Here is a 19891-nt window from a genome sequence, read left to right on the forward strand (position 1 = left end):
TTAACAGGCAGCCACCAAACCAAGGGAACCAAAATGAGTAAAGCAGACGAACTCGCCGCCAAACTCAAACAAACCCGGCATACCCACGCGGATGCGGCACTGGAAATCGATTGCTGGCCTGCTCAGGTGTATGACTTGTACCACCGCATTGAGGCGTGGTTGCAGCCCGTCACCGAAGTAGGACTGAAGATTCGGCGAAATCCTACGCATGTTTGCGAAACTTCACCGGATGGTGAGGCGCATGACTACGCAATTGATCAACTGGTGATCGAGGCCAATGATCGAAGCCTGACATTCGATCCCATTGCGCGGTTTACCGAAGATGGCGCCGGGCGGGTGCAGATTACCTTGCCGGAAAGAAACACTTATCTGTTGCGAACCGTCGATGAACACCACGAAAGCCACTGGTGGTTGCAAACCGTCGAAACCGGGCAGGAATTGGATGCCATCGCCCTGACCGAAAACAACTTGCTGCAGGTCGTGCAGGAAGGGCTTGGCCTCTAGGATCGACAGCCCCGGCAGACCTTCTATTAACCTCTTAGAGTTGTACTGATGACACGACTGATTCAAAACCAGCAACAACTCGCTCAATGGGCGCGCGAAGTCAAAGGTTCATTGGACATTGCCGTCGCCTTTTGGGGCGAGCGCGCCATAACGGAACTGGGTCTGGATCAACGCCGTGGAGACGTCCGCATTCTCCTCGACTTGTCTGCAGGGGCGACCAACCCCGCAGTGGTCAGGCAACTGCTCCAACTGCATCCAGCGAACATTCGCAGCCTCCCTCGACTCCATGCCAAGGCTTACATTGGCGAAAACGAAATGATCGTGGGAAGCGCCAACGCGTCAGCCAATGGCTTGGGCATTGAAGGTCAAGCAGCCAATCACTGGATTGAACTCGGCATCCTGACGGACGATACCGTAGCGATACAGGACGCAAAACGCTGGTTCGCTGAACGCTGGTCTGAGTCGGATGCCATCGATGTCGACAGTGCCTACTTCAAACAAATCGAAGCGGCCTGGACAGCCCGGCAAAAATTCCGGCAGGCGCAAGACACACAGCCAGACTCGCTGATCGCGGCGGCCCTGAAAAACCCTGAAGCTTTCGGCTCGGAACGCTGGTTTGTCACTGTCGACATTCACGATATGTCCACCAAAGGCAAAAAGGCTCTGGCGCAGAAGTCGACGGAACAAGGGCAACCGGCATTTGGCTGGGAGAGCTGGAGCGATATCCCGCAGCATGCACACTTCATCAGCTTCTATCACGATGGCGAGCAGTTCTGCTTTGCAGAAGAGGACGGCGCCAATGAGCCAGTCTTCTACTCGGCTACCGGGCAAGCCGAGTTCATGCAGTATGTGAGCGCCAGTCATATCCCAGGCTACAAAAACAACCTGGGAGCGCTGCACGAATGGCTACCGCTGTTACACAAAGCCAAAGCGAGCACTGCCAACTGGAAGTCCGAGGGTGGAATGTGCATGGATCTCGGGACGTTTGCCGCGTTAAACCTGTCAAAACTGTAATCCCCGCCTCAGCCAACTGAAAGCTGGCGCTGGTTAGCCTCCCCGTCATGAGTTAAACGGGGATTTCCAGCGCATGCCTTCCAACCCATCACGACGCACCTTCGTCAAAGGCCTCGCCGCCAGCAGCCTGCTCGGTGGCCTGGGCCTGTGGCGCACGCCGGTCTGGGCGCTCAATGCGCCCGGTCAACTGCATGAACTGAGCGGCAGCAACTTCGAGCTGTTCATCGGCGAAACCCCGGTCAACTTCACTGGCAGCCCACGCACGGCGATGACCATCAACGGCAGCCTGCCCGGCCCTTTGCTGCGCTGGCGCGAAGGCGACACCGTGACGCTGCGGGTGCGCAACCGGCTCAGCGCCAGCACCTCGATTCACTGGCACGGCATTCTGCTGCCGGCGAACATGGACGGCGTGCCGGGCCTGAGCTTTCACGGCATCGAACCGGGTGGCGTGTACGTCTATCAATTCAAGGTGCGGCAGAACGGCACCTACTGGTATCACAGCCATTCCGGGTTGCAGGAACAGGCCGGCGTCTACGGCCCGCTGGTGATCGACGCCAAAGACCCTGAGCCGTTCCACTACGACCGCGAGTTCGTGCTGATGCTTAGCGACTGGACCGACGAAGATCCAGCCAGTCTGCTGAAAACCCTGAAAAAACAATCCGACTACTACAACTTCCACAAGCGCACCGTCGGCGATTTCATCGAGGACGTCAGCGAAAAAGGCTGGGGCGCCACCGTGGCCGATCGCAAGATGTGGGCAGAAATGAACATGAATCCCACCGACATTGCCGACGTCAGTGGCGCCACCTACACCTTCCTCATGAATGGCCACGCGCCAGATAACAACTGGACCGGCCTGTTTCGCCCCGGGGAAAAACTGCGTCTGCGCCTGATCAATGGCTCGGCCATGACCTACTTCGACGTGCGCATTCCCGGACTGAAAATGACCGTAGTCGCGGCGGACGGCTTGCACGTCAAACCGATCAGCGTCGATGAACTGCGCATCGCCGTGGCCGAGACTTACGACGTCATCGTCGAGCCGGACGCCGAGGCATACACCCTGTTTGCCCAGGCCATGGATCGCAGCGGTTATGCCCGTGGCACGCTCGCCACTCGCGCCGGGTTATCTGCGCCCGTACCGGGTCTGGACCCGCGCCCACTGGTGACCATGGACGACATGGGCATGGGCGGCATGGATCACGGCTCGATGGACATGAGCACCATGGATCACTCGGCGATGGGCCCGATGCAATCCCATCCTGACAGCGAAAAAAACAATCCTCTGGTCGACATGCAAGCCATGACCACCGCGCCCAAACTCAACGACCCCGGCCTCGGCCTGCGCAACAACGGCCGTCGCGTGCTGACCTACGCCGACCTGCGCAGCACCTTCGAAGACCCGGATGGCCGCGACCCGAGCCGCACAATCGAACTGCACCTGACCGGGCACATGGAGAAATTCGCCTGGTCGTTCAACGGCATCAAGTTCTCCGACGCCAAGCCCTTGCGGCTGAAGTACGGCCAACGCATCCGCCTGGTGCTGGTCAACGACACGATGATGACCCACCCGATTCACCTGCACGGCATGTGGAGCGATCTGGAAGACGAAAACGGCGACTTCCAGGTGCGCAAACACACCATCGACATGCCGCCCGGCACGCGCCGCACCTACCGCGTCACCGCCGACGCACTCGGTCGCTGGGCCTATCACTGCCATCTCCTGTACCACATGGAAACGGGCATGTTCCGCGAAGTGCGGGTGGAAGCATGAAGGGGCCGCTGATGACTCGACTCACCGCGTTTTCTTTGCTGCTGGTCGGCAGCTCGGCGATGGCCGCCGGCGACATGCCGGGCATGGATCACAGCCAGATGTCCGGCATGGATCATTCCGCGATGCAAAGCATGGACGACGGCAGGATGCAGCCCGCCGCCCCGACGGAAAGTCGCACGCCGATCCCGCAGTTGACCGACGCCGACCGCGCCGCCGTATTTACCAGCCCCGGCGGCCATAAAGTCCACGACAGCGCGATCAACACGTACTTCCTCGCCGACAAACTCGAATGGCAGGACGCCGATGACGGCAGCGCGTTGGCCTGGGATCTGTCCGGCTGGATCGGTGGCGACATCGATCGTCTGTGGCTGCGCTCCGAAGGCGAGCGCAGCAACGGCAAGACCGAAGACGCAGAGATTCAAGCACTCTGGGGCCACGCGATTTCGCCGTGGTGGGACGTGGTCAGCGGCGTGCGTCAGGACTTCAAACCCGGCGCGCCGCAGACTTGGGCTGCATTCGGTGTGCAGGGCATGGCGCTGTACAACTTCGAAGCCGAGGCCACTGCGTTTATCGGTGAAGGTGGCCAGAGCGCGCTGCGGTTCGAGGGTGACTACGACATTCTGCTGACCAACCGCCTGATCCTGCAGCCCACCGCTGAACTCAACATCTACGGCAAAAACGATGCGCAATGGGGTATCGGTTCCGGGCTTGCCAACACTGAAGCCGGCCTGCGTTTGCGTTATGAAATCCGCCGCGAATTTGCGCCGTACATCGGCGTGACGTGGAACCGCACCTACGGCAACACCGCCGATTACGCCCGCGAAGAAGGCGAGAAGCGCAGCGAAGCGCGCCTCGTGCTTGGCGTGCGGATGTGGTTCTGAATTCCCATTAAAAAACACTCCAGAGGTCTTGCATGCGCACCTTGAAAATCACCCTTGTACTCGCCAGCGGCTTGCTCCTCAGCAGCCTCGCTCAAGCCCACCCGAAACTGCTCTCGTCGACTCCCGCCGAAGGTGCCGACGGCGCCGCGCCCGGCAAGATCGAACTGCATTTTTCCGAGAACCTGCTGACAAAATTCTCCGGCGCCAAACTGGTCATGACCGAAATGCCCGGCATGGCCCATTCGCCGATGCCAATGAAAGCCAAAGTCAGCGCCGGCAGCGATCCGAAAAGCATGCTGATCACCCCGCTCGCGCCGCTGCCCGCCGGCACCTACCAAGTCCAATGGCGCGCAGTGTCTTCCGATACGCACCCGATCACCGGCAACGTCACGTTCAAAGTGAAGTGAGCAATGGCTGAACTGATCAACATCGTGCTGCGGTTTGCGTTGTATGTGGATTTGCTGCTGTTGTTCGGGCTGGCGTTGTTTGCGCTGTACAGTGCTGGGACGCTGCTGCGGTTTCGGCCGATGCTGCGCGGGATGGCATTGATCGGGGCGTTGTTGTCAGTGGCAGGATTGGTGCTGATGACCCGCGCCATGAGTGGCGAAACAGCGCTCGCGGCGCTGTGGCCACATCTGCAAATGATGCTGCTGGAAACCGATGTCGGGCTGGCGTGGGCAGTGCGGATTATCGCGCTGATCGTGGTGTTGATCAGGCCGGGCGCGTGGCTCGCATCGATGGCTGGCGCCATCGCCCTCGCCTCTTTGGCCTGGAGCGGACACGGGGCGATGGACGAAGGAATACTGCGGTTCTGGCATTTTCTCAGCGACATTCTGCACCTGCTCGCGGCGGGCGCGTGGCTGGGTGCGATGCTGGCGCTGGTGTTGATGGCGCGGGGGTCGGTCGATGAAGCTCGCATTCGTTCGCTGGCGTTTGCGGTTCGGCGTTTTGAGTGGATCGGTGCAGTGATTGTGCTGACGCTGTCGATTACCGGCGTGGTGAATTACCTGTTCATCGTCGGTGCGAGACTGGACGAAATCTTGCTCGGCACTTACGGGATGCTGCTCGCGATCAAGGTTTTACTGTTTGCCGGGATGTTGGTGTTGGCGGCGTTGAACCGCTTTCATCTTGGTCCGGCGTTGGCGCAAGCGTTGCGCAATGGACAATATGTCATCGCGGCAAATGCGCTAAAACGCAGCGTTGTCGTTGAACTGGCAATCGCATTGCTGATCGTGGCGCTGGTGGCGTGGCTAGGCACGTTAAGCCCGGAAGCAGGGTGACACCCGGGAAAGCCTTTCACTACACTGGGCCACCGTCCTTCTCAGAAGCCCCGATCGCAATGACAACCCTAAAAAGCACTATGATCCTCTGCGGCCTGCTGACCGTGGCCGCCGGCGCCCACGCCGAACCAAGCGCTTCGCACCTCGACAGCATCCAGCAACAAGGCCAGTTGCGCGTCTGCACCACCGGCGACTACAAGCCCTACACTTTCAAACGCCCCGACGGCGATTTCGAAGGCATCGACATCGCCATGGCCCGCTCGCTGGCCGACAGCCTCGGCGTCAAAGTTCAATGGGTGCAAACCACCTGGAAAACCCTGATGCCGGACATGCAGGCCGGTAAATGCGACATCGGCATGGGCGGCATCTCGGTGACGCTCGAACGGCAGAAAAAAGCCTACTTCAGCAACACCCTCGACACCGACGGCAAGATCCCGCTGGTGCGCTGCGCCGATGTCAGCAAGTATCAGACGATCGAGCAGATCAACCAGCCCAATGTGCGTCTGGTCGAACCTGCCGGCGGCACCAACGAAGCCTTCGTCCATGCCTTCCTGCCCAAAGCGCAACTGGCCCTGCACGACAACGTGACGATCTTCCAGCAACTGCTCGACAACCAGGCCGACGTAATGATCACCGACGCCTCGGAAGCGCTGTATCAGCAGAAACTCAAACCGGGGTTGTGCGCGGTGAATCCGCATCAGTACATGCAATATGGCGAGAAGGCCTATCTGCTGCCGCGCGATGACATCAGCTGGAAACTGTATGTCGATCAGTGGCTGCACTTGAGCAAAGTCACCGGCAAATATCAGCAAACGCTAAGCGAATGGATTGCCGTACCGGCCGCGCAGTAATCCTTAATCGTCATGCAGCATGCCGGAGCTGTACTGATTGAGACTGCTGCCGATACTGTTGCCACCGAACTTCAACGTATTGGCGTTGCGCGCCTCCGGCGACTGACAGTCGCTGGAGAAACAACGGGTGGTGGTCAAACCACCCGCGCCGGAACAGGCACTCAACACCGATACTGCAGCAGCAATCAACAGCACTTTGACGACATTCAGGCGCATGGCACGATTCCCCTCGGGATGAACAGCGACGATCTTGTCTCAGCAGACTAGGCCTGCTTCGCACGCGGCAAGATGAAACTTTGCTGATCGACAGCGCGCGTTCAGAATCGACTAACCACCAGACAAGAACCGCCACGTGCAATCGGATCAGCGCAATTCAACGCCAGGAGGCCCAAGCTTGAGACGAGAACTGAGCCACGCCGATCTATACAAAATCCGCGCAGCCCTCTCCGATATTTTCGTCGACACCGGTGTCGATTACCCCTACATCGCCCGGCAAATCGAAGGCTATGATCCAGAACAGGTTAAAGACATTCTGTATGCCGAAGTTGCCGTCGTCTGCGCCTGGAACCTGGAATGTGTACTCCCGCCGGTCTGGACAGGTTTCGAACCCGATGCGTTGAACAGGGACATCGAGCAAATGCTGCTCGCAAACACGAACAGCTGGATTCGGCGGCAACTGCATAAGCTGCATACCGCGTGGTTGCGATTCAGCTATCGGGAAGTCTGGGCAGAGATTACCGCTCACTGCAAAGGCTGGAATTAATACAGCCCTGCGTGGCAATGGCGCATCAACGACATACAACGCGTTGAAACTGAAAAGATGATTGCCCCTCTGCCCGTTCAGTCCTTTCCCGGTTTAGGAATCGCAATCCGGCTCCCAGTCTTGACCTCGCGCAACGCCAGACTCGACTGAATCGAGGCAATCCCCACCTGACGCCTGAGCACCTGCTCAATGAAGTCGCTGTAGCTATCAAGATCCTCCGCCAACACCTGCAACACATAATCGGCATCGCCGGTGATCTTGTGGCAGGCCACCACCTGCGGCAATTGCGCAATCACCGCCTCGAAGGCGTCCGGCGCGTGGTCGGCATGGGTGGAAAAGCGAATGTGCACGAACGCCATGATATCCAGCCCGAGCATTCGCCGATCGAGGTTGGCCTGATAGCCCTTGATGACCCCGGCCTCCTCCATGCGCTTGCGCCGTCGCCAGCACGGCGTAAGGCTCAGCGAAAGTCGCTCGCTGAGTTCAGCGTTGGAAATACTGGCGTCTTCCTGCAACAACTCAAGAATCGCCAAGTCGGTTTCGTCGAGGCTGATGCGTTTGGATATTTTTTTCTGCATGACGCTATTCCTGAGTAAAAACGCCCGATTAATCCACAAAACCACGAACACAAAGCAAAGAAAGCGCAGCCCAGCCGGAACAGAATATTTGCACTGGCTAACAATAACGGATGCGCAGAATGTTTACAGTTTTCAGTGATTCCCACCGTTTGCACCACGGCACCGAATTGAAGGACGGCGTGCTCAAACCGTCATTCGAACAACCCAGTCGGGCCGACACCGTGCACAACCGCGTCAAGCAAGTCGGCCTCGGGCAGATCGTTGAACCACGCGCGTTTGACCGCTCGTGCTACGTCAACGCGCACAGCGAGCGCTACGTCAGTTTTCTCGAAAGTGCCTGGAGCGAATGGAGCGCAACCGGTCGCACCCACGACGCCTTGCCGCTGGTATGGCCGGTGCGCGATCTGGCCGGCGAAGAGGTGCCGACGTTCATCGACGGCAAACTCGGTTTCTATGCGATGGATGCCGGTTCGCCGATCACCGCGACGACCTGGCAAGCGGTGAAAACCAGCGCCGACATCGCCCTCACCGGCCTGGCCCTGATCGATGAAGGCCACGACAGCGCCTTCGCCCTGTGCCGCCCGCCCGGCCATCACGCCGCGCGCGAATACATGGGCGGTTATTGCTACCTCAACAACGCCGCGATTGCTGCGCAACAAGCCATCACTCAGGGCGCCAAACGTGTCGCGGTGCTCGACGTCGACTTCCATCACGGCAACGGCACGCAGAACATTTTCTACCAGCGCAGCGACGTCATGTTCGTCTCGTTGCACGGCGAACCGGCGGTGTCCTATCCGTACTTCTCAGGCTACAGCCACGAAGTCGGCGCGGGTGTCGGCGAGGGTTACAACCTCAACTATCCCCTGCCGAAAAACACCACGTGGGAGAGCTACCGCAACGCCCTGCTCCACGCCTGCAAAAAGCTCCAGCAGTTCGCCCCTGAAGTGCTGGTGATTTCCCTCGGTGTCGACACGTTCAAGGACGACCCCATCAGCCACTTTCTGCTGGAAAGCGATGACTTCATTGGCATCGGCGAACTGATCGCCAGCGTCGGCTGCCCGACCCTGTTCGTCATGGAGGGCGGCTACATGGTCGATGAGATCGGCATCAATGCAGTGAACGTGCTGCACGGTTTCGAGAGCAAACGCAGCTGAGCCGCCCGCCGCTCTACAACCTTTCAATGACTGGATCGGAGAATAAGACCATGACGCTTTTTATTGATGTCGATGATGCTGCACGCCTGTTCACCCAAGTCGGTATCCGCCGCGCCATTCGGGAAATGGCCGGCTACATCGAAGCGGATTACGCACGCTGGGCGCAGTTTGATAAATCACCGCGCACAGCCAACCACTCTGCAGACGGCGTGATCGAGTTGATGCCGACCGACGACGGCCAGCAGTACTCGTTCAAATACGTGAATGGCCACCCGAACAACGGCCAGCAGAATTTGCTCACGGTCATGGCCTTCGGTCTTCTGGCCGATGTGCAGAGTGGCTACCCCACCCTACTCAGCGAACTGACACTGACCACCGCCGTGCGCACCGCCGCAACCTCGGCGCTGGTGGCGAAATCGCTGGCTCGTCCGGGCGCGACCTCGATGGCCCTGATCGGCAACGGTGCGCAAAGTGAATTTCAGGCGCTGGCCTTTCACGAAATGTTGGGCATCAACGAAATCCGCATCTTCGATATTGATCGCGACGCTTCACTCAAGTTGAAGCACAACCTCGCCGCATTCCCGGAAATCGACGTGATTCTGGCCAGCTCGGTGAAGGACGCGGTAAAGGGCGCGGACATCGTCACCACCGTTACCGCCGACAAAGCCTACGCAACCATTCTGACCCCCGAAATGATCGAGCCCGGCATGCACATCAACGCGGTCGGCGGTGACTGCCCGGGTAAAACCGAACTGCACGCCGACATCCTGCGCAACGCCCGGGTCATCGTCGAATTCGAGCCGCAGACGCGCATTGAAGGCGACATTCAGCAACTGGCAGCCGAGTCCCCGGTGATCGAATTTTTCCGCATTGTGCTGGGCGAAGTGGCCGGACGCGAGAACGACACGCAGGTGACGGTGTTCGATTCGGTGGGCTTTGCTCTGGAAGACTTTTCCTCACTGCGCTACCTGAAAGACCTGGCTCAGGCACAGCAAATCGGCCAGCGCATCCACCTGGTGCCGACGCCGGCGAACATCAAAAACCTCTTCCAGTTGCTCGATCCGCAACCGGCCAAGGCCTCGCGTCTGCGCACCGTCAGTTGATCGGTAATGAGCGCCCCCAAGCCACAGGGGGCGACTCACCTTGTGCTTAGCCGCTGCACCTCTAACAAGAACGCTCGACACCTACTTTCTGCCAAAACTCAAAAACATAAAATCAAGAGGTTTTGCAATGAAATCGACCCCTTCCGGGCTGCCTGAACAGCCCGCGCTGCAGCGCACGCTCAGCAATCGTCACATCCAGTTAATGGCCATGGGCGGCGCCATCGGGACCGGCCTGTTCATGGGCTCCGGGAAGATCATCGCCCTCTCCGGGACGTCGATCATCCTTATCTACATGATCATCGGCCTGTTCGTGTTTTTCGTCATGCGCGCCATGGGCGAAATGCTCCTGTCCAACCTCAACTTCAAAACCTTCGCCGACTTCGCCGGTGCCTACCTCGGCCCGCGCGCGGCGTTCTTCCTCGGCTGGTCGTACTGGCTGAGCTGGAGCGTGGCGGTGATCGGCGATGCCGTCGTGGTCGGCGGCTTCTTCCAGTACTGGTTCCCCGATGTCCCGGCGTGGATACCCGCCGTCGGCATGCTGGCGACCCTGTTCGCCCTCAACGTGCTGACCGTCAGGCTATTCGGTGAAGTGGAATTCTGGTTCGCGATCATCAAGATCATCGCCGTCGTGACCCTGATCGGCGTCAGCACCGTGCTGATTGCCAGCTCGTTCGTCTCGCCCAGTGGCGTCACCGCGTCCCTGAGTCACCTGGTGGACAAACAGGCAGCGTTCCCCAACGGCTTGTTCGGCTTCTTCGCCGGATTTCAAATGGCGATCTTCTCCTTCGCCGGCACCGAGCTGATCGGCACCGCCGCCGCCGAAACCCGCTCGCCGGAGAAGACCCTGCCCAAAGCGATCAACTCGATTCCGCTGCGGATCATCCTGTTCTACGTCCTCGCGCTGACCTGCATTATTGCCGTGACCTCGTGGCAACAGGTTTCTCCAGTCAAAAGCCCCTTTGTCGAACTGTTCCTCGTCGCCGGATTTCCCGCAGCCGCCGGCATCGTCAACTTCGTGGTCCTGACCTCAGCGGCCTCATCGGCCAACAGCGGCGTGTTCTCCTCGAGCCGCATGCTGTTCGGACTGGCTAACCAGGACAACGCGCCCGGCCTATTCCGCCGACTGTCGAGCAACAGCGTGCCACTGCTGAGCCTGGCGTTTACCACGCTATTGATGCTGGTCGGCGTGCTGGTGCTGTTCATCGTGCCGGAAGTCATGACCGCGTTCACCATCGTCTCTACCGTGTCGGCGATTCTGGTGATCTTCACCTGGTCGACCATCCTTGCGTCTTACATTGCCTACCGAAAAAAACGTCCGGATCTGCATGCGAAGTCGACTTACAAGATGCCCGGCGGCGTGCCGATGGCTTGGTTCTCGTTGGCATTTTTGGGGTTTGTGCTGTGTCTGCTGGCGTTGCGGCCTGACACGCGCATTGCCTTGATGGTGATGCCGGGGTGGTTTGTCTGGTTGGCGATTGCTTACCAGTTGACGCGGTTGAGGAGGCCTAAATCTGCGGTTGAGTCGGCGAGTCAGTTTGGCTAGATCTGCAAGCGAAAGCCGTCACCTTAAGGTGACGGCTTTTGTTTTCACTGAAAGGCTGTGCCAATCCTCGATCGATCGGATGAGTACCAGATTCCGGTGACTTTACCGGTAATGTCTTCGAGTGCGACCTGGCCCATAAAGCGGCTGTCGTTACTGCTGTCGCGGTTATCACCGAGCAGATAAACATGATCTTTCTCGACCACCGTCTGCGGCGTTTGCAGATAACGAGGATCCTTCACGCGATCTGGCGGTGCAAAGAACAGCCCCATGTTTTCGCCGTTGCGAATGACCTTACCGTCAACAATCGACAAGGTATCGCCACCCACCGCCGCCACACGTTTGACCGCCTCCGTGCCGTTGTAGCGATAAGTCACAATGTCGCCCACTTGCAGCGCGTCGATGCGCATTTTGGTGACGATATAGTCACCGATCGAAAGGGTCGGAACCATCGAGCCAGAGGGGATGAAGTAAGTCTTGAACCCCAGCGTCGGGCCTCGCAATGGCCCCAAAAGAATCAGCGTGAGGATGACCAGCGCCACCACGTAAAACACGTGGAAGCGGGTGCTGGGGCTGTTCACCGGACGGTCGTTTTTGCGCACCGATATCGCTGCTGCCGTGGCTGAGCCGAGTTTCACCAGGACGATAAAGGTAGCGAAGACATAAAGGCCCACCGGCGTGGCAGGCACCCCGCAGACACCGAGTAAAATCACACCCAGATAAAGTAAAGCGGCAACACGCACCGCCCACTTCACCTGACCGGCATACACCAGACCCCAGCCGGCCACCAGGCACGACATCACGAATGCTTGCAACGGCAGCTTTGGCTTATCAGGAGCAGACATAAATTCTCTTCACGTAAATGGCTGAAAATCAAGCGCCCGGCCTATTCAGCCAACAGGGCGCTACGGGCAATGCAGAGGGGTTATTTAGCGGAAAAATAACCCGTCGTACGCAACTGCAGGCTGTACACCCAGATACCAAACACCAGTGCATATTCTTTGAACATCGGCAGAGTCAGCAGATGCACAACCGAACCGCTGTTCATCTGCGACAGAGAAAAGGCAATTCCCAGAATCAACGCGAGCATAAAGCACAGCGAACTGATCTTCTTTCTCGCCAGCAACAGCAAGCCGCCGACAAACATCAACAATGCCACCACGCAGACGTTCAACAACATCAGGAACGAAATATCCCCTTCCCGCGCTTGCTGAAACCCGTCATGAGCCACCCACAGACCGGCCTGAATCAATACGACAAAGCAATAAAAAACGGCCATGAAGACAACGGCGGGACGTGTGTTGTACCAAGCTCGGGACGATGTAGCTTCCATGGTGCGGCGACTCCTGAGTAAAGGCGCGGAATGCTACTAAATGGCCATCACCCTGTCCATTTCCCCGCCCTCATCCCGGCTGCTTTGCCCAGCGCGAACAGCCCCTCCGTGACAACGGCTGAGCCGTTCGCCACAAAGGGGGCTGATTTACGCTTTCACCTCAACGTTATCCAACGCCTGATTCACCGCCAATTCCCCCAACATCACCACCTGCGCGATGCCCAAAGCGGTTTTTCGGTGCGAGGGTTCGAGTGCGGCGGCGAAGTTGTTGAGCATTTCCGAGGCGGAACTCAGCGTTTCACTGGCATTGGCCAGCAGGGATTCTGAGTCGTATTTGGGGTTTGCGAAGTACATGCGTTCGGGTTCGTTGACGCTGGACATGATGTGGCCGGCGGGAAGGAGGTAGTGATCGAGGGCGCGCTCGGCGGCTTCGTGGAGTTTTTTGGGGTTGAGGGAATCGTAGGGGGATGCGGGATCGGTTTCTGGTGGGTTGGGCGTTACTTTGAACATAGATGGAACCTCTAGCGCGATTACTAAAAGGAGCCATCACCCACGCTACCAAACGATAGGTGGCGGCCATACGCGGGTTGGTAGACCGGTCGCACTAGAACCCGGCGCCCACGAATGGGCCCCACGCATGACCACCATGAAATCCGAGTCCTGGGGAAGCGACTGAATAAGGTGATGCGATGCATCTAGACACGAAGCGGGCTACCAAACCCGATCACTGGTTTTCAGTGATGTGGGGGACGATAGAGCGTGCGGGCTAGACGTACAAGCCGGGGGATTCTGTCTTAGGTGTAGGGGGAGGCGCAAGGTTGTGTAGGCCATCAGCGGCGGCACCGAGGTACTTTTAAACAAGCATAGCGTTATCGAACGACTCGTATCAGTGAACTGAAAAAAGTGAAACTGTTTCCAACAAATAAACCCGCCCCTCTTTCAAACTGATTAATCCGGTTAAACCCCTTCGCTTTTTGACAGTTCCTAAGTAAACTGTAACTATGGCCTGAAAAAGGGCACTACCGGTTCTATGCCTGTAATAACCTCAAAATGAAACTACCCAATTTCTGATGAGCACTCACTAAGCTATGCGCACTTTGACTTAAACACCCTATCTATTTTCCTCATTACCCTTCCACACTGTAATGCAATTAAAAAATGAAGCACAGATATTACAATAGACATCAACAAAAACACCATTACCGTTGTGATTGAACCTGGAAAGCTATCACTTCTAGAAATAAGCTCCTCTACAGGCTCCGCATAACCCGCAACTGTAGCTACTACTATCGACATAAAAGGAAGCCATAAAGAGCAAGCACGCACCCCTAGAGCAAACTTATTTTCATTATTCTCAAGCGCTGTTAAAAAAACCGTATTAAGCTGTGCCACTTTCATGACCTCAGATTTTTTGTGCTTTTCAAGTGAAAGCAATGAAGCATGCACCCCTCGGAGATTCAACCAAACACCAACAACAAAAACCATCGACATCAATGCCATTACGATAACGAAATCATTGGCCGGTATTTCTGTCCCAAGTATCGGTATCTGCCTTACAGGAAACTTTACCTCCTTCATTGTATTATCTGTCATATTAATTAAAAAACTGCGCGTAGAATATTCATGCACCAAGTCTTCATAAGACAAAGAGCGCAATCGGAAAAGATTTTTCTCCCCAATCTTTTCAGCAGTGCATGCAGAATCAACCTTACCAACTGGTTCTTTTTCGCCCAAAACCTCAAACGACACAAGTTCCCTGTAGCAATCTTGTGTTTTTAGAGTGCGACTAAGTATACGGTGAGCTTCAATTCCCGCGAGCTGCGCGTCTTGAAAACTAAACCTCTCTAGGTAAGCATGAAGCAAGATTAGAACAGATATAAGTATAGCCGTACTTATAAACCAACGCAGCCTATTTGCCGACGCTTTAAAAACTTCAAGTTCTTCTTGCATAATATCCATGAGCGGCGACCACCTTACGTTGGTTAGCTAGACTAAGCGTAGTCGATGTATGGATTTGCAAACGTGCTCACGCCTAAGGAAGGAGGGAAGCTGGGCGCGATACACCAGGGACTGCCGCATGAAGGAAAAAAAAGGGGGGGGGGCGGATTTATTTTCATCCAACTCCCTTTCGTTAGCGAGCGACTAACCTCTTCCCCAGATTGACTTCCCGAAGCCCTCCCCAACCTCAATCCTGATAAACTCCCTACCTCCCAGCTTCCCCAATCCAGAACCGCCAATGCCGTCTATCACCGCCACTCCCACCCCACTCTCTCGCCGCTTCTCCGTCGCCCCGATCATGGATTGGGTCTAGAAGTCCATGTAGGGGACAAATAGGGGACAGACCACAATATTCAATCGCTACGTCACACCTCATCAGCGAGCAAGAGCACGGAGTAACAACGCGTAAGCCTCCGTCCTATCCCAATCCTGATAAACTCCCCCACCTTCGCCCCTCTGATCCAGATTCCCCCAAATGCCTCTACAACCCGCCCCACTCTCCCGCCGCTTCTCCGTCGCCCCGATGATGGATCGAACTGACGCTTCTTTTACCTCCCGCAAATAAAGACCCAAACGCCTCGCCACCATCCCGCGTACCAGTTGCGTACCAGCTCTGTTCTTCTCCCTCCTCGTCCCATCCCCTCTGCCGACTGCGTTAGCAAATTTTAAGCAGCGGTTCTCGGCTCCAATCCTGGCACTGTCTATCGTCGTCTCAGGCGTGCTTCGTGAGAGTTAGAACCGCGCGCATGAAAGGCCAGCGAATCGCCCCGTCTGTGCCTCACTCCGTTTTCAGGTTGACCCGTGGGAAAAAGGTAATTTTGGTAATTTTCTTTTTTAAAGCCACAAAAAACGAATAGATTCAGTAGGTTAGATGGATTTAGCAAAGGTAATAATAGGGTAATAGGAAGGTTAGAAAATTACCCTTAGTCGAAGTAATTTAATCCATCTACGAAACCCTTTAAAATCAGCCACTTGGTGGAACATTACCTCCGGCGTTACCAAAAATTACCTTCAAAGGTAATACCTCAAAGCCACGATTTATAAGGCCCGCAGCCGATTTTCTACACCGGCTTACCAAAATTACCTTTTTCCCAGCCCCGAACTGAAATCAGCCACCTCTGGTGCCTGCTATGCTTCCAACTTTCCGAACGGAGTCGAATGAATGGCCAGCGAATATTCCCTCACCGTCGTCCTCGAAAAAATGTACGAAAATCAACTGGGCCTTGAAGCTGCGTTGATGGAACTGGTGCTGTTAGTCGAGCAGCAGGGACACGAGGCCGTGGGGGAGAATGCCCGCGTGGCACTTGAGCGGATTGGAGAAAATGCTGGATTTATTAGGCAAGGCTTTGCTCGCCTGAGAGCTTCGGAAGATGACTGACGGCTGCACCGTTCTCGAAGCTCTCGAAGCGACAACAGGACAAAGCCCCTTTGATCTCACCTTAGAGAGAAGCTTCAAGGAATAGTCTCCTCGCGAAAATGATGACCGGGGACCAGATTCCCCGCTCCGCCATATCGGGGACGCTCGACACCTTCATGAATTTTCGATAGCTTCCTCAAACGTTATCGCTAGCTCCCTTCTGACAATGAGTTTTGAGGGCAGGACAATGCATAAAATACGTTACTTGCTTGATTTAAAAAGGAATGCTACATGGACGAAATAAGAATCGAGAACCTTAGGAGCCTAGTCGATACGGGCTATATCAAACTAAAAAATATTAATGTCTTTCTCGGGCAAAATAGCTCTGGAAAGAGTACTTTCATAAGAACCTTCCCTCTTTTAAAGCAAAGCAATCAACAGAAGACAAAGTCTGGCATTTTGTGGTACGGACCATACGTTGACTTTGGTTCTTTCAAAGAAGCAATACACGATTCAAAATCCCCAGCGAAAGACACAATAAACTTTACATTTGTAATTAATGACTTGAACGTAGAGCCTGAGAATTTCCATTACTTCTCCAAGAGAATCTCACCAAACTTCTCTTCCACAATTAGCCCTGGAAGAGTTGAAGTCACCGCCAAAATTTCGAAAGACAACCATCAACTCTCTGAATACTACGTAAAAATAAGATCTCATATAATTAGAATAGTCGTAGGAAATGGCGTAACACTTGAAAAATTTGAGATCGATGGTGCAGACCATACCGCCAGAGCAGATCTATATTACAACTTCTATTTACACTATGGAATTTTGCCAGTACTGCTTCCGGCAAGCATAGTCAATGAGTCACCACTCGATGCTGGCCTATTGAAAGACGTGACGAATGAGTTCAAAACAATTGGTAACTTCGATAGTAAAACATTTGAACTTCTGACCTTTGAAAGCTGCGTAAGCATCTCAACTCTTTCACAAGCTTTAAGATTACCTGCAATTCTAATCTCGCAGAGCATGCTTGAAAAAGTAAGCCGATACGTAACTATTCGTGCTTTGCCAATGATCTGGGACTCACTACGTGACAACATAAACAACTCAGCTGGAGGCGTACAATACGTAACACCCATTAGGGCTTCTGCGGAAAGGTATTACCGCATGCAAGGGCTTTCTGTTGAAGAACTTGATCCTCAAGGTACAAACCTTGCGATGTTTTTGCATAGCCTATCAACTAAAGAGGCTAAAGAGTTCTCTGAATGGACACAAAAACATATGGGATTTGCTGTTTTATCAAAAAGCAGCGAGGGGCATGTTTCAATAGTAATTTCAGAGAAGGACAAAAAACAAGTTAACATGGCCGATACTGGCTTCGGCTTTTCTCAAGTTGTTCCAATTCTTGCACAAATATGGAAATCCACAAGGTCCGATGAGCGGACTAAACGCATGATATATTATGTTGTCGAACAACCAGAGCTCCACCTACACCCTAAAATGCAAGCAAAACTGGCAGACATATTAATTTCAGCGATAAAAAGAGGAAAAAACCAAAACATCAGATTGGTAATTGAAACACATAGTGAAACCTTCATAAACCAACTCGGAAAAGCGATAGATAAATCCCTTATTACTCCAGATGATGTGGGAATTTATCTATTTGAAAAAAACGATTCGGATGGGAAAACAAAAATAACTGAATCTGCTTTCGATTCTCAAGGCTTCTTAACCCAGTGGCCTTATGGCTTTTTTGACTCTTAAGGCTCGCTATGATTTTTTATTTAGACCGAAGCCTCACTACAATAAATAACGCAAACGTTAACTCGCACTTTATTGACCTAATTGAAAACTTGTGCTCTGCAAGAAAAAACGGACGCCACATAATATATTCCGAAATACCTACAATAGAACACGTAAAAAATTTAGACAACTTAAGTGATCGCGCCAAAGCCACTCTCGCGCGAGTAGCAAAGAGAGTCCGAGGAAAACTTTCGATATTCAACGCCTGTTCCACTTATGTAAAGATTGTCTCCACCCCAAACACCTTCCAAAAAATAACACTCCCAGACGGAAAAGAGGAAATCCAAATTTCATCTGACTCCATTTCAGGGGATGACTTATTCTCCAAGACCCGCCTATTGGTAGAAAACAGAACAGACGGGATTTTCTATGGCGGAATCGCCAAAATGTCTTTGCATGACTCGCCACAACTACAGAACGTCCTACTAAACTATGAGATAATAACTGGTGGTGGTAGTCAAACACCTCGAGAGTATCAGAATTTAAAGACAACCCAAAACTTAACGTTGTGCATGGTCGACAGCGACGTTGACTATCTCGGTGCTCCTTTCGGAGGAAATACTGCAGCCCCAATATACAACATGGACATCACCACTCCTCCAGTCACTGCACGCTCATTAATTCTTAATTGTTATTCCGCAGAAAACCTTATTCATCCTTTGATGCTAAAGCATGCGATGAAGCTTCGCGGCACAGAACCATGGTTCATTGAGATCAATCACTATTATCAAAAAGATCTCTGGATGTTTCTAGCTCTTAAATCAAGAAAAACCTGCCTCGACTTTAGCACTCAGAATGATAAAACCAAATACTGGCTTTCCAAGAGATCGGAGTTCCCTACCCCACCTTGCGCTCCATTATGCATTCCGGCTTCTTGCAGTATATTCTCTCCATTACACAATACTACCTTAGCGAAAATCGCCACATTCTTAGAAGATGAGAACTACTCTTTCAAGTCTGAAATAACATTTAACAACCATTCTATATTTTCAGAATGGAATTCAATTACCACACATTTACTCTCATGGGCTTGTTCTGGAGATAGAATCAGTACACTTTGAACAATAAGACAACACCCCTACATTCAGATTATGGGTTAGGGGTGTTAACCACGATTCGAGTAAAAATTACAATCCTCCTACGTTAGGCGCTGCTTTAAACTTCATATCATCTTTATGTTTACATCATCGCTTTCAATAAATTTCCACCTTTCGATCATAGGATTAGTTTTCTCCCATTTACCGTATGAAGTCATGGTTCCAAAATACAAAATCGTCGAAAAATGATGTTTTTTTTGTTGCAGCCCTTGAAATACATGGCCTGCGTTCATCATTCGTTATGGAACCAAGCTAAAAGCTCCGCACAAGTAATATTGCAACCCGTTGCAAAAGCTTGCACAAATTGCAAAGGATAAAGCTCGTGCTCCCCGCCTGCCAGGCGTGGGTTAGATCTCTGAATGCACTCCAGTCTCCATTTCAAAAAAAACAACTGGAAAGCCCGTTGGCGGGAGGGGGATAAGTGCTTTTTCAGCAGATTTTTTCTTGGATGCAGGATTTTCCACGGGCCGATCAGCTGCGGGCATCGAATCAGAAATGCACGTCTTCACTGGTCGAGAGATGCCGTCAGTCGCTCCATTGATGTTGAGTAATACGCCTATCGATATACTGTCTGCATATACAGTACTTCAGCAAGGTAGGCATGGCCGATGAATGTGGAATCTGCTGGAACCCCGACGACTGAAGCGCCCTCAATGGCGCAGTGGCGGATCATGCTGCGTGATGAGGTGTCGTTACTCGCAATGCCTGGTGCCCATCACAAAGCGTTGCTTCGGCAAGCGCATGCACTGCACCAGGGCCAAGTGATTGACGCTGACAAGCTTGGCGACTTGCTTGAGTTAGCGGATGCGGCGCTGGCCTACGCTGTTGAGTCGTTACTTGACCTCGACGCTGACGAGTAGG

The 19891-nt window shown here is 54.0% G+C and carries 21 protein-coding genes; 15 read left to right on the forward strand and 6 right to left on the reverse strand.

What is annotated here, in order from left to right:
- Positions 1-33 precede the first annotated feature (33 nt).
- From J0G10_RS20250 to J0G10_RS20280, 7 genes are all read left to right on the forward strand, one after another.
- Complete coding sequence (locus tag J0G10_RS20250) at positions 34-504, forward strand: hypothetical protein (protein ID WP_095050551.1); 471 nt, start codon at positions 34-36, stop codon at positions 502-504.
- A gap of 48 nt (positions 505-552) precedes the next feature.
- Complete coding sequence (locus J0G10_RS20255; RefSeq protein WP_220556562.1) at positions 553-1518, forward strand: phospholipase D family protein; 966 nt, start codon at positions 553-555, stop codon at positions 1516-1518.
- Positions 1519-1591: 73 nt separating this feature from the next.
- Positions 1592-3289: a copper resistance system multicopper oxidase gene (locus tag J0G10_RS20260; RefSeq protein ID WP_220556563.1), complete on the forward strand. Its 1698-nt coding sequence runs from the start codon at positions 1592-1594 to the stop codon at positions 3287-3289.
- A gap of 11 nt (positions 3290-3300) precedes the next feature.
- The gene (locus tag J0G10_RS20265) at positions 3301-4170 is read left to right on the forward strand and encodes a copper resistance protein B (protein ID WP_220556564.1); all 870 of its coding nucleotides are present in this window, start codon (positions 3301-3303) and stop codon (positions 4168-4170) included.
- A 32-nt stretch (positions 4171-4202) separates the two neighbouring features.
- Entirely contained in the window at positions 4203-4577 is a 375-nt protein-coding gene (gene copC, locus J0G10_RS20270; protein ID WP_095124392.1) for a copper homeostasis periplasmic binding protein CopC, read from the forward strand.
- A gap of 3 nt (positions 4578-4580) precedes the next feature.
- Complete coding sequence (gene copD, locus J0G10_RS20275) at positions 4581-5450, forward strand: copper homeostasis membrane protein CopD (RefSeq protein WP_220556565.1); 870 nt, start codon at positions 4581-4583, stop codon at positions 5448-5450.
- A gap of 59 nt (positions 5451-5509) precedes the next feature.
- On the forward strand, positions 5510-6301 hold the full coding sequence (locus tag J0G10_RS20280; protein WP_220556566.1) for a transporter substrate-binding domain-containing protein: 792 nt from the start codon (positions 5510-5512) through the stop codon (positions 6299-6301).
- 3 nt (positions 6302-6304) lie between these two features.
- Here the strand turns inward: J0G10_RS20280 and J0G10_RS20285 are convergent, their stop codons facing one another.
- Positions 6305-6517 (reverse strand): hypothetical protein, encoded by a 213-nt coding sequence (locus tag J0G10_RS20285; protein WP_220556567.1) that lies wholly within the window; start codon positions 6515-6517, stop codon positions 6305-6307.
- Between the two features lie 178 nt (positions 6518-6695).
- Between J0G10_RS20285 and J0G10_RS20290 the strand changes: the two genes are divergently transcribed.
- Complete coding sequence (locus J0G10_RS20290; RefSeq protein ID WP_235372397.1) at positions 6696-7064, forward strand: DUF7079 family protein; 369 nt, start codon at positions 6696-6698, stop codon at positions 7062-7064.
- A gap of 77 nt (positions 7065-7141) precedes the next feature.
- Here J0G10_RS20290 and J0G10_RS20295 read toward each other — a convergent pair whose 3' ends face one another.
- Complete coding sequence (locus tag J0G10_RS20295) at positions 7142-7642, reverse strand: Lrp/AsnC family transcriptional regulator (protein ID WP_093433799.1); 501 nt, start codon at positions 7640-7642, stop codon at positions 7142-7144.
- 119 nt (positions 7643-7761) lie between these two features.
- Here J0G10_RS20295 and J0G10_RS20300 point away from each other — a divergent pair, with 119 nt between their 5' ends.
- From J0G10_RS20300 to J0G10_RS20310, 3 genes are all read left to right on the forward strand, one after another.
- Positions 7762-8796 carry a histone deacetylase family protein gene (locus tag J0G10_RS20300; protein ID WP_220556568.1) on the forward strand — a complete coding sequence of 345 codons (1035 nt, stop codon included), beginning with the start codon at positions 7762-7764 and terminating at the stop codon, positions 8794-8796.
- 50 nt (positions 8797-8846) lie between these two features.
- Positions 8847-9899: an ornithine cyclodeaminase gene (locus tag J0G10_RS20305; protein ID WP_220556569.1), complete on the forward strand. Its 1053-nt coding sequence runs from the start codon at positions 8847-8849 to the stop codon at positions 9897-9899.
- Between the two features lie 127 nt (positions 9900-10026).
- Positions 10027-11442, forward strand: a complete 1416-nt coding sequence (locus J0G10_RS20310) for an amino acid permease (RefSeq protein WP_220556570.1) — start codon at positions 10027-10029, stop codon at positions 11440-11442.
- Between the two features lie 44 nt (positions 11443-11486).
- Here J0G10_RS20310 and lepB read toward each other — a convergent pair whose 3' ends face one another.
- The 4 genes from lepB to J0G10_RS20330 all read right to left on the reverse strand — a co-directional run bounded on the left by lepB (position 11487) and on the right by J0G10_RS20330 (position 14731).
- Entirely contained in the window at positions 11487-12284 is a 798-nt protein-coding gene (gene lepB / locus J0G10_RS20315) for a signal peptidase I (protein ID WP_095124385.1), read from the reverse strand.
- 80 nt (positions 12285-12364) lie between these two features.
- Positions 12365-12772, reverse strand: coding sequence for a hypothetical protein (locus tag J0G10_RS20320; RefSeq protein WP_095124384.1), 408 nt, complete (start codon positions 12770-12772; stop codon positions 12365-12367).
- 147 nt (positions 12773-12919) lie between these two features.
- Complete coding sequence (locus tag J0G10_RS20325; protein ID WP_220556571.1) at positions 12920-13282, reverse strand: DUF6124 family protein; 363 nt, start codon at positions 13280-13282, stop codon at positions 12920-12922.
- Positions 13283-13858: 576 nt separating this feature from the next.
- Positions 13859-14731, reverse strand: coding sequence for a hypothetical protein (locus J0G10_RS20330; RefSeq protein WP_220556572.1), 873 nt, complete (start codon positions 14729-14731; stop codon positions 13859-13861).
- A gap of 1201 nt (positions 14732-15932) precedes the next feature.
- Between J0G10_RS20330 and J0G10_RS20335 the strand changes: the two genes are divergently transcribed.
- The 4 genes from J0G10_RS20335 (at position 15933) to J0G10_RS20350 (ending at position 19890) form a co-directional block, all read left to right on the forward strand.
- Positions 15933-16148 (forward strand): hypothetical protein, encoded by a 216-nt coding sequence (locus J0G10_RS20335; protein ID WP_220556573.1) that lies wholly within the window; start codon positions 15933-15935, stop codon positions 16146-16148.
- A gap of 270 nt (positions 16149-16418) precedes the next feature.
- The gene (locus J0G10_RS20340; protein WP_220556574.1) at positions 16419-17894 is read left to right on the forward strand and encodes an AAA family ATPase; all 1476 of its coding nucleotides are present in this window, start codon (positions 16419-16421) and stop codon (positions 17892-17894) included.
- Between the two features lie 8 nt (positions 17895-17902).
- Positions 17903-18994: a hypothetical protein gene (locus J0G10_RS20345; RefSeq protein ID WP_220556575.1), complete on the forward strand. Its 1092-nt coding sequence runs from the start codon at positions 17903-17905 to the stop codon at positions 18992-18994.
- 644 nt (positions 18995-19638) lie between these two features.
- Positions 19639-19890 (forward strand): hypothetical protein, encoded by a 252-nt coding sequence (locus J0G10_RS20350; protein WP_245397990.1) that lies wholly within the window; start codon positions 19639-19641, stop codon positions 19888-19890.
- Position 19891 lies beyond the last annotated feature (1 nt).

The sequence above is a fragment of the Pseudomonas germanica genome (assembly GCF_019614655.1).
Lineage (GTDB): Bacteria > Pseudomonadota > Gammaproteobacteria > Pseudomonadales > Pseudomonadaceae > Aquipseudomonas > Aquipseudomonas neuropathica.